Here is a 9,930-nt window from a genome sequence, read left to right as displayed (position 1 = left end):
CATGTCTACGCCACGGCCCGGTCCAGCGCACCGAGAGGAGAGCACACCTGTCTCTTCGCAGCGCATCCTCAATGGTCGCTACGAACTCGGTGACCTGATCGGCCGTGGTGGCATGGCAGACGTCTACCGTGGGTCAGATACGCTGCTGGGGCGCACCATTGCAGTCAAAGTCCTGCGCGCTGACCTGGCCCGCGATCCCCAGTTCCAGGCCCGTTTCAAACGCGAGGCCCAGGCTGTCGCGGCACTGAACCACCCTTCCATCGTGGCCATCTTCGATACCGGTGAGTACTCAGTCCCGGGTGGGCCGGGTGAGGACGTGCGTGTCCCATACATCGTGATGGAGTTCGTCGCAGGACGGACCCTGCGGGACATGATCAAAGCGCACGAACTCGGTGTTGAAGACTCCATCGGCTACACCCTTGGCGTCCTCGCGGCGCTGGAGTACAGCCATCGGGCGGGCATTGTGCACCGCGATATCAAGCCGGCCAACGTCATGGTCTGTGCCGATACCGGGGACGTCAAGGTCATGGACTTCGGCATCGCCCGCGCCATGGCTGACTCCGCTGCCACCATGACGCAGACGCAGGCTGTGGTGGGAACGGCCCAATACCTTTCCCCCGAACAAGCACGGGGGGAGACCGTTGATGCCCGCAGCGACCTCTACTCTGCTGGCTGCCTCCTGTATGAACTGCTTACCAGCCGGCCACCATTCGTAGGCGACAGCCCGGTTTCAGTGGCCTACCAGCACGTCCGGGAGACACCGGACCTTCCCAGCGTCCATAACCCTGAAGTTTCAGAGGCTTTGGATTCCGTCCTTGCCAAGGCCCTGCAGAAGAGCCGGACTGACCGATTCCAGGATGCGGCTGCCTTCCGGCGGGCACTCAGGGCCGCGAGTAATGGCATCCCCGTGCCCGCTCTCCCCACCAGCGAGGCGCCTACCGACCCCAACGACCTCATTTCATCCGAAGACCCGGACACCCAGCTCTTGAGCGCCACAGCCGTGGGATTCCTGGATGTCGAGCACTACAAAGACGCGACCCAGGACCCCATAGCGGAACCGGTGGAGGAAGCCCTTCCCCTGGACCTCCCACCCGAACGGGAGCGGTCCGCCCACCAGAAGTCCCGCCGTCGTACTTGGGCGGCGACGCTGGCAATCTTCACTATCCTTGTTCTCGCAGGGGCCGGATTCTGGATCTACAGCCTCGTCAACGCGCCCCCCGCGACACCCGCCAAGGTGGCGGTTCCCTCGGTGACCAACATGTCGGAGTCCCAGGCGCTGCAAGAGCTCTACTCCGCAAAGCTGGTCCCCAAAACGGCACGTGTGGCCAGTGACAAGGTTGCCAAGGACATGGCGATCGGCACGGCACCCAGTGCGGGCTCCATGCTTGAACAGAACGCCGAAGTCATCCTCAACATCTCCAGCGGTCCCAGCTCGGTAACTATCCCTGCAGACATTGTGGGCCGCACCGAGTCAGACGCCCGCGACACCCTCCGGCGCCTGGGAATCACGGGCAACATCTCCAGCGTGAGGACGCACAGCCCCACGGTTCCCATCGGACTCGTCATCACCACGGGTCCAGCCCCCGGGGCGCCCATAGCCGCGGGTTCCAACGTTGAGCTGCAGGTCTCCTCCGGCAAAGTGCTGATGCCCCAACTGATCGGTCTTGCCCAGTCGGAAGCCGAAGCGCTGTTGAAGGAAAACGGCCTCGTCATGGCCGTGGTGGAGCAGGAAAATTCCCAGGTGACCCCCGGCAAGGTCACGGCGCAAAGCGAAACCTTCAATACCGAAGTGGATCAGGGCAAGACAGTCACGGTAACGGTAGCCAAAGCCCCGGCTCCAACTCCCACACCTACGCCAACAGATACCTCAAGCCCCAAGCCGACGCCCACCAAGAAGGACTAACGGCTCGCGTCCCCCTCAGCCGCCGCTACACGTCAGTGCTGGATCAGCGGGCTCAGCTTCGAAGCACGTTCGGCAGCGCCGGTCATGCCAAGGGACTCCAGCCAGTTGCCCAGCATCTGGTAGCCGCCTTCGGTGAGGACTGATTCCGGGTGGAACTGCACACCGCAGAGGGGAGCGGTCTTGTGCTGCAGGCCCATGACCACGCCGTTGGTCGTCTCTGCTGTGATCTCCAGGACGTCCGGGATCGAGTCACGAACCGCAGCGAGTGAGTGGTAGCGCGTAGCCGTAACGGGCGAGGGAAGCCCGACAAAGACGCTCTTGCCTTCATGCTGCACCGGGGAGGTTTTTCCGTGCATCAGTTCAGGCGCATGGGTGACCACGCCGCCATAAGCTTCGGCAAGGGCCTGGTGGCCAAGGCAGACGCCGAACATAGGCTTGGCGGCCTCGCCGCACCACTTGATGAGGTCGATGCAAACACCGGCTTCTGCCGGCGTTCCTGGACCGGGAGAGATGAGGACTCCGTCACGGGCTGCGGCAAGCTCTTTTGCTTCTGCGAGTGTCACGTCGTCATTTCGGACCACGGTTGTCTCGGCGCCGAGTTCTTGCAGGTAGCCCACCAGGGTGTAAACGAAGCTGTCGTAGTTGTCCACGACGAGGATTTTTGTTGAGCTCATGGCTGCTGCACTAAACCAATCGTTGAGTCGGTCAAAGAAGTGAATTGTGAGAACCACGGGAAGAGGAACTCCACCATCAGGACGAGGGCTACGGCCACAAGCGCCACCGATGTCAGTATCCGCACCCACAAGGGGCCGGGCAAATTCCGAAAGATCCAGGCGTACATCCGTTACCCCTTTCCTTGGGCTTGGGCTACTTGGGCGGCGATTTCCGATGGCGGTCCCGCTGAGGCCGGTTGCCAACCCTCAAGGACTGAATAGGCGATGATGCGTTCCTGGGATCCGAAGCGCGGGTTGCAACTGGTCATGGTCAGGATGCTTTCACGGGGCGTGACTCCGGGTTGGGTGGGGACCGGCATCAGGACGTCGGTTTGGCTGGGCAACACAATCTGGTTGTTGCGGAAGACATAGGTGTAATAGCCGTCTGGCGTCTGGACGTAGATTTTGTCCCCGGGGACCAGGGTGTGGATGTTATCCAGTACAGCGCCGTGCGTTTGCCGGTGTCCTGCGACGGCAAAATTGCCCAGGGCTCCGGGCATGCTGGTGTTTCCGTAGTGCCCCAGGCCCAGTGTGTCCAGGACATCCTGGTCTGTTCCCTCGATAATTGGCCGCGTGTAGTCCGGACCAAACCGCGGGATGTACATGATCCCGATCGTTTTCCCGTGGGCAGGTGCTGTCCCAACGACGGGCGGACCGTAATCCGTAGCCTGGCTGGCAGCCGGTGTCACCGGTCCCGCAAATTCCTGTGCAAAACTCTTTACGGCTTCGGTCTGCTTGGCGTCGGCCTCCACGTTGGTCCACCACAGCTCCCAGCCCACAAAAAGCAGGAGGACAATGCCTGCGGTGATGAGCAACTCGCCCAGCACCTGGCTGATTTTCCGGATAACGTCCGAAGCTGTGCGCCGGGCCTTGGGAGGCTTTCCCTGCGTCCCGTGGGCGGACGGCACGGCGGCAGCCGCCGTCGTCTGCTGGTCCGCCACAGGGTCTCCTCGTATAGGGCGTGGGCGGCGCTGGCCTACCCCGGTTGCGGCTAGACTTGACAGCTAGTAACAACCCGGAGCACCGCGTGGCCGTTGACCGCTGGAATTTTTCCTTCCTGCAGGATACCAAGGCCGGCAGCATCGGGTTTCAATCGAACAGCCAAGGAGGATCCGTGCCCGAGTCCAAGCCCCGCAAGCGGCCTGCCCGTCAGGCCCAGCAGACTTCCGCCGCGCAGCAGTACAAGCCGAATCCCGTTTGGTACAAGCCGGTCATGTTTGGCCTCATGATCATTGGACTGATCTGGATCATCACGTTCTATATCACTGAGGGCCGGTTCCCAGTTCAGGACTGGGCTTCGTGGAACATCGTGGCTGGGTTCGGCATCGCAATCGTCGGATTCCTCATGACCACGCGCTGGCGCGCCTAGGAATCCCACACCTCACATTTCGGTGCCCGCGAACGTCTACAGGATATGAACACCAGGCACACCACCATGGATTCCCCGCTGGGGCAGCTGACGCTGACTGCCCGTGGGGAGTTTTTGACGGGCATCTTTTACGAAGGCCATTGGCACATGCCTCCGCCGGACTACTTTGGCGTCCCGGCAGGGATCGAGGAACCACTCTTCGAGCAGACGCGGGGCGAACTCGGGGAGTATCTCGAAGGAAAGCGCACCGACTTCGACATTCCCTTTGAGGCCCGGGGCAATGCCTTCCAGGAGAAGGTCTGGCAGCGGCTCCAACACATTCCCTTTGGGGAAACCATCAGCTACGGTGAACTGGCTCTCGAGATGGGCGATCCCCACCTGGCCCAGGCTGTCGGGTCCGCAGTGGGGCGAAACCCCATCAGCATCATCATCCCGTGCCACCGAGTGGTGGGGCGCAACGGGCAACTCACCGGCTACGCGGGTGGATTGCACAATAAGCGCTTCCTCCTCGAGTTCGAAGAGCCTGCCGCCCTGAAAGAGAGCAAGCTCTTCTGATGCAGCGCCGGCAGCCGGCCCACACCAAGAGGCCATTCGAAGCAGTCGTCCAGGAACATGGCGGCACTGTGCTCCGGGTATGCCGTGCCGTGGTGGGCCTTCACGATGCCGACGACGCGTGGTCCGAAACCTTTCTTGCGGCTTTGCAGGCTTATGGCGCCCTCCCTGCGGATGCCAACCTTGAGGCCTGGCTCGTCACTATTGCGCATCGGAAATGCATCGACCTCATCCGTTCCAGTAATCGGCGCGCTTTGCCTGTCGATGAGCCACCCGAGCGGCCTTCGAAAATTGGCATTCCGGGTGACAGCCAAGCGGAGCTACTCAACGCCGTCGGGCAGTTGCCACCTAAACAACGCCAGGCAGTGGCCTACCACTATTTGGCCGGCCTCCCATATAGGGACATTGCGTCACTTCTCGGCGGGACACCAGATGCCGCACGACGTGCGGGGTCCGACGGTGTGAAAGCCCTCCGTTCCATGCTCCGAGACGAGCCCGAATCCGTACGAGCCCTCCTGGTTCATTCCACGGCCGTGACTACATCATCCGTCCCAGCATCGGCGAAAGGAGAAATCCGATGACTCTTGAATCCCTTTCGGACCGCGCCGCGGTTGCCACACTACTTCAACCCCTCGACGCCGGAATCGAGCCTGCCCTGGCCAGCCTCCATGCGAGGCTTGTCCGCTCTGCACAGGAAAGCCATTCCCTGGACATTGCTTACATGGTGGTGGACTCTCCTGTGGGCAAGCTGCTTTTGGCGGCTACGGAGCATGGTGTGGTGCGCGTAGCGTTTGAGCGTGAGAACCACGAGGCCGTATTGGAGTTGCTGGCCAACACGGTGAGTCCCCGCATTCTGCATGCGCCATCTCGGCTTGAGGCCGCTGCCCGCCAATTGGACGAGTATTTCAGCGGCACCCGTAAAGATTTCAACCTTCCCTTGGATTTCCAGCTCGCACGCGGGTTCCGCCTCAACGTCCTCCACCATCTGCCGCAGATCGCCTACGGAAGGACCGAAAGTTACGCACAGGTGGCCCAGGCCGCCGGCAGCCCCAAAGCTGTGCGCGCCGTTGGAACGGCTTGCGCCACCAACCCGCTGCCGGTCATCGTTCCTTGCCACCGCGTGGTGAAGTCCGACGGCACTTTCGGCGGTTACCTCGGCGGAACGGCAGCGAAGCGAAGGCTCCTCACGCTTGAGGCTGCCGCATGAGCGGGGACGCCCTGTTTCCGTTGACGCTTATCCAACCTGACACCCACGACGCCCCGCCTCGGGTTATAGCTCCAGGCGCCGTGCACGTGCCCGGCTGGCTGAGCCTGGAGCAGCAAAGGTGGATCGTGCAACGCTTTGGCGAATGGACGAAAGGCCCGGTGCCGCTGCGTGCGGCCACGCTGCCGGGAGGGCATCAGATGTCTGTCCGGACCGTTTGCCTTGGCTGGCATTGGCAGCCCTACCGCTACACCCGGGAAGCTACGGATGTAAATGGCCAGCCCGTACTCGAGTTCCCGGAGTGGATGGTTCGCTTGGGCAGGAAGGCCGTATCGGATGCCTACTCGTCGGGGCCGGAAGGCAACGAGGCCCTCGGCGAACTCGCTGGCAATTACACACCCGATGCCGCACTGGTGAACTTCTACGATCGCGGTGCCGCCATGGGGATGCATCAGGACAAAGATGAACGTTCCGATGCTCCGGTAGTGTCCCTCAGCATCGGGGAGACGTGCCTCTTCCGCTTCGGCAACACCCAGACGCGGACCAAGCCATATACGGACGTCAAACTCCAATCCGGGGACCTTTTCGTTTTCGGCGGAGCATCAAGGTTCGCGTATCACGGCATCCCAAAGGTCCTCCCCGGAACCTGTCCGGAAGGATGTGGGCTCTCGCATGGACGAATCAATATCACCATGCGTGTCACCGGATTGTCCTAGCGACTGGATCCCAGCGGCAAAAATGTCACAGGTAACGGGCAGAATGTCCCTAAAGGCAAGAGCAAGGGTTGGCGTCCGCGGGACGGCCGCAGAGGAGCATTCATGACCACGGAGGAAACCGGCATCATCATCGGACAGGACGGCTTGGCGCGGCCGTTGTGGGCTGCCTCGGATCCCCTGATGCAGGCTTACTACGATCACGAGTGGGGCATGCCGGTCCGGGACGAGCAAGGAATGTATGAGCGCATCAGCTTGGAAGCCTTCCAAGCCGGCTTGTCATGGGCAACCATTCTTCGGAAACGGGATGCCTTCCGGAAGGCTTTCCTGGATTTCCACCCTGAAAGCGTCGCTGCTTTCACAGACGCGGATGTCGAGCGGCTCATGCTGGACGCAGGCATCGTCAGGAACCGCCTGAAGATCCAGGCCGCCATCACCAACGCCAAGGCCACCATGGCTCTGAGGACAGAGGGCGGATTGGTGGACTTCGTGTGGTCCTTCAAGCCGGAAACCACCCCCGCGCCACGATCCTACGCAGATATCCCCACCACCTCGCCCGAATCCATTGCTTTGTCCAAGGCGCTCCGCAAGAAGGGCTTCGCGTTCGTTGGCCCCACCACCATGTATGCGCTCATGGAAGCTGTAGGGATCATCGATACCCACTTGGTTGACAGCCACAGGCGGGGTACGTCCGGCGTTTGGCTGGAAGAAGGCCAAAAGTAGGGCTTCGCCCTCCCACGGACGCCCACAGTTCTTTTCCACAGAAGTGCGTAACTTTTTCCACAGGCGTGGATAAGTTCTGTGGACATCCACGTACTTTCCCCAGAAACCCCTGTCGCATTACCGATCCTGGACCCGTGATCGACGGGCAGGAGTTATGCCCATTGTGCATGCCGCTGTGGATAGTGGCCGCATCTTCATTGAAAGTTCACCGGTGGAGCATTGCTGGATTTACTCACCAGCGTTTTAGCTGACCACCGAAGCGCAAAATCATCTCGAAGCAAGCCTTCCTCCCTCAGTAATCACCTTCACGGCCTGGGGAGTTACCCACTTAACAACAACCCCCTACCCACAAGTTATCCACAGGTGGGGAAAACTTGTGGGTTTCCGGTGCTGGATCCGCGCGCTAGCGGTCTAAAAGGAGCCGTGACGGTCGGGAACTACACGCGTGTAAGTTATTAACATTGTTGATAAGCCTGTTGATAGAGGCCCCTGCAGGCCATCATTAACAGCTTTATCCACAGGTCGCTTCCAAATGGTCCGGTTGTCCACAAATCAGTGAGGTACGGGCACAAAGTTATCCACAGATGTGGATGAACCCATGCCTTTCGGGGGATATCTACCGCCCTGACCGGGTTTACAGCACTCTAACGACCTAACTACACGTATGTAAGTTACGCACAATGTGGACAACGGCTGTGGATAACGTCATCAACGCCGACACTAGGGGAGTGGGACTACTTGCCAATGAAAGTGGACTTCAAAAAGCACATCGAAACCTACAAGGCTTCGCATGGCAGGTTTTCCGTGGCGACGGTTCCAGCCCTGCAGTTCCTCATGGTCGACGGTCATGGGGATCCGAACACCTCCCAGGACTACAGAGATGCGCTGGCAGCGCTCTATCCGGTTGCTTACAAGATGAAGTTCTTCAGCAAACAGGAGTTGGGTCGCGACTACACTGTGATGCCGCTGGAAGGTCTCTGGTGGGCGGAGGACATGGATACCTTCACAAGCGCCAGGGATAAATCACGCTGGGATTGGACCCTGCTGAATATGGTCCCGGATTGGCTCACCCAAGATCACTTCGAGGAAGCGCTCACGAGATCTACCTAAGCGACCCTCGCCGTACTGCATCGGAGAAACTCAAGACGATACTGCGGCAACCGGTCACGGCTGCAGGAAGCGCGGCAGCTAGCCGGCAGTGATGCGGAACCACGTGACCACGGCCAAAAGGCCTGCAACGAGGATGAGGCCGCCTGCTTGCAGCAGGGCCTGGTTCTTGCCACGCGGGGCATAGGCGATGGCGGCCGCAGCGAGACCGCCGGTGATCAGGCCACCCAAGTGGGCTTGCCAGGCGATGCTGGGGACAAAGAAGCCAATGGCGCCGTTGATGGCAATGAGGATCCACAGTTGTTTGGTTTCACCACCGCGATGACGCTGCACCACGAGCATGGCACCGAAGAGGCCGAAGATGGCGCCGGAAGCTCCCACAACACCAACCACGGGAAAGGTGGGAGTCAACAACAGATAGCCCACGGATCCGCCAACGGCGGAGAGCAGGTACACGGCCAGGAACCGGATCCGCCCGAGCAAAGGCTCAAGGGCTTGTCCGAAAATCCACAGCGTGTACATGTTCAGAACGATGTGGAGCAGGAATCCTTGCGAATGAAGGAAAGCCGCCGTAAGCATCCGCCACGGCTCGCTGGCAGCCGCATAATTTGCGAACGCGAAATTCTGGAATACCGCGTCGCCAGGAACAATCCATTGAAGGATGTAAACCAGCACGCACAACCCGATGATCGTAAACGTCACCAAAGGCCGGCCGGTTGCCAAGGCACCGCCATAGGGAGAACGGTATGTCGGCGTCGTACGTTTTTGTTCGTTGACGCAATCAACACATTGGAACCCGACGGCGGCCGCCCGCTGGCACTCGGGGCACGCGGGGCGCCCGCAGCGCTGGCACCGCACGTAGGAGGGCCTGTCCGGGTGCCTCGGGCACACCGGAATTGTGGCGGACGGCTCTGCCGACGGGATTCCGTAGCTCATGGGCTCTAACTCAGCCTGTTGTTAGAGCTGCTCGATATCGATGCTGTTGATGACGACGTCCTCAACCGGGCGGTCACCCATGCCGGTGCGGACGCCCTCAATGGCGTCAACAACCTTGCGGGATTCCTCGTCAGCTACTTCACCAAAGATGCTGTGCTTGCCGAACAGCCAATCGGTGTTGACCGTGGTGATGAAGAACTGTGACCCGTTGGTGCCCTTGCCCATCTGGATACCGGCGTTGGCCATGGCCAGCTTGTAGGGAGCGTTGAAGGTCAGCTCGGGGTGGATTTCGTCGTCGAACTTGTAGCCCGGTCCGCCAACACCGCGGCCCAGGGGATCGCCGGCCTGGATCATGAAGTCCTTGATGATGCGGTGGAAGATGGTGCCGTTGTAAAGGGGCGTGCCGGTCTTGTCTTCGCCGGTTTCGGGGTGCGTCCAGGACTTTTCGCCCGTGGCCAGGCCAATGAAGTTGGCGACCGTCTTGGGGGCGTGGTTGCCGAAGAGGTCAACCTTGATGTCGCCGAGGCTCGTGTGGATCGTTGCTTTTGCGGTTGCGATGGTCATGGCCCCATTCTTTCATGCAGGGTCAACGCCGGCATGGCTGTAAAGCCGGTTCCGCGCTGGGTGAAATCCGGGAAGAATCCTGCAGATGAATAGCCGGTGTTCCTCAAGGCACGTAGGCTAGCTTCAAACGAGCATGTGTATCGGGA

The 9,930-nt window shown here is 60.6% G+C and carries 11 protein-coding genes and 1 pseudogene; 8 read left to right on the top strand and 4 right to left on the bottom strand.

Annotated elements, in window-relative coordinates:
• Position 1: 1 nt before the first annotated feature.
• The gene (pknB, locus tag VUN82_00135) at positions 2-1,903 is read left to right on the top strand and encodes a Stk1 family PASTA domain-containing Ser/Thr kinase (GenBank protein XAS72307.1); all 1,902 of its coding nucleotides are present in this window, start codon (positions 2-4) and stop codon (positions 1,901-1,903) included.
• A 32-nt stretch (positions 1,904-1,935) separates the two neighbouring features.
• On the opposite strand, the gene VUN82_00130 is transcribed toward pknB, so the two are convergent.
• Together VUN82_00130 and VUN82_00125 are read right to left on the bottom strand one after the other, a co-directional pair.
• Positions 1,936-2,577 carry an aminodeoxychorismate/anthranilate synthase component II gene (locus tag VUN82_00130; GenBank protein ID XAS72306.1) on the bottom strand — a complete coding sequence of 214 codons (642 nt, stop codon included), beginning with the start codon at positions 2,575-2,577 and terminating at the stop codon, positions 1,936-1,938.
• Positions 2,578-2,747: 170 nt separating this feature from the next.
• Complete coding sequence (locus VUN82_00125; protein ID XAS74790.1) at positions 2,748-3,572, bottom strand: class E sortase; 825 nt, start codon at positions 3,570-3,572, stop codon at positions 2,748-2,750.
• A 158-nt stretch (positions 3,573-3,730) separates the two neighbouring features.
• Between VUN82_00125 and VUN82_00120 the strand changes: the two genes are divergently transcribed.
• The 7 genes and pseudogenes from VUN82_00120 (at position 3,731) to VUN82_00090 (ending at position 8,379) form a co-directional block, all read left to right on the top strand.
• On the top strand, positions 3,731-3,985 hold the full coding sequence (locus VUN82_00120) for a cell division protein CrgA (protein ID XAS72305.1): 255 nt from the start codon (positions 3,731-3,733) through the stop codon (positions 3,983-3,985).
• 45 nt (positions 3,986-4,030) lie between these two features.
• On the top strand, positions 4,031-4,540 hold the full coding sequence (locus VUN82_00115; GenBank protein XAS72304.1) for a methylated-DNA--[protein]-cysteine S-methyltransferase: 510 nt from the start codon (positions 4,031-4,033) through the stop codon (positions 4,538-4,540).
• A complete protein-coding gene (locus VUN82_00110; GenBank protein XAS72303.1) occupies positions 4,540-5,118 on the top strand; it encodes an RNA polymerase sigma factor in 579 nt (192 codons plus the stop codon). The genes VUN82_00115 and VUN82_00110 overlap by 1 nt, the downstream gene beginning before the upstream one ends.
• Entirely contained in the window at positions 5,115-5,744 is a 630-nt protein-coding gene (locus tag VUN82_00105) for a methylated-DNA--[protein]-cysteine S-methyltransferase (GenBank protein XAS72302.1), read from the top strand. Before VUN82_00110 ends, VUN82_00105 begins: the two co-directional genes overlap by 4 nt.
• Positions 5,741-6,457: an alpha-ketoglutarate-dependent dioxygenase AlkB gene (locus tag VUN82_00100; GenBank protein XAS72301.1), complete on the top strand. Its 717-nt coding sequence runs from the start codon at positions 5,741-5,743 to the stop codon at positions 6,455-6,457. Before VUN82_00105 ends, VUN82_00100 begins: the two co-directional genes overlap by 4 nt.
• Positions 6,458-6,559: 102 nt before the next feature.
• On the top strand, positions 6,560-7,177 hold the full coding sequence (locus tag VUN82_00095) for a DNA-3-methyladenine glycosylase I (protein XAS72300.1): 618 nt from the start codon (positions 6,560-6,562) through the stop codon (positions 7,175-7,177).
• 744 nt (positions 7,178-7,921) lie between these two features.
• Positions 7,922-8,379: pseudogene (locus tag VUN82_00090) on the top strand (hypothetical protein).
• On the opposite strand, the gene VUN82_00085 reads toward VUN82_00090, so the two are convergent.
• Together VUN82_00085 and VUN82_00080 are read right to left on the bottom strand one after the other, a co-directional pair.
• Positions 8,366-9,220, bottom strand: coding sequence for a rhomboid family intramembrane serine protease (locus tag VUN82_00085; GenBank protein ID XAS72299.1), 855 nt, complete (start codon positions 9,218-9,220; stop codon positions 8,366-8,368). The pseudogene VUN82_00090 and the gene VUN82_00085 sit on opposite strands and share 14 nt — an antisense overlap.
• Before the next feature lie 21 nt (positions 9,221-9,241).
• Complete coding sequence (locus VUN82_00080) at positions 9,242-9,784, bottom strand: peptidylprolyl isomerase (protein ID XAS72298.1); 543 nt, start codon at positions 9,782-9,784, stop codon at positions 9,242-9,244.
• Positions 9,785-9,930: the final 146 nt, after the last annotated feature.

The organism is Micrococcaceae bacterium Sec5.1, from assembly GCA_039636795.1.
Taxonomy (GTDB): domain Bacteria; phylum Actinomycetota; class Actinomycetes; order Actinomycetales; family Micrococcaceae; genus Arthrobacter.
Note: the sequence above shows the minus strand (reverse complement) of the source record. Positions and strands in the feature narration are given on the sequence as shown.